The following is a 236-nucleotide window of genomic DNA, read 5'->3' as shown; positions in this document are numbered from 1 at the left end:
GTCGAGCGCGCGGGAGGCAGGCTGGTACGCGATCATGACCGCGTCCGCCAGGTTCGGGGACTTCGAGTTATCAGGCTGCTTGTTGACCAAGATCTTCCCGGCGGGGGTCTTGCCATATGTCGGCTGCGACAACTCCATCACCAGGGCCGAACGATCAGGTAGATCGGGATCGATCGACACCAGTTCGTCCGGATGCACTTCCATGCCCTCCACCACGGCGCGGTAGGTGGCCTGGA

1 protein-coding gene is annotated in these 236 nt (G+C 62.7%); it reads right to left on the bottom strand.

Annotated elements, in window-relative coordinates:
• On the bottom strand, window positions 1-236 hold a 236-nt coding region (locus ACM0OX_RS35875), incomplete at both ends, for a hypothetical protein (protein WP_414519991.1).

Origin of the sequence: Nostoc sp. PCC 9305 (assembly GCF_963920915.1) — a bacterium.
Classification (GTDB): Bacteria; Cyanobacteriota; Cyanobacteriia; order Cyanobacteriales; family Nostocaceae; genus Nostoc.
Note: the sequence above shows the minus strand (reverse complement) of the source record. Positions and strands in the feature narration are given on the sequence as shown.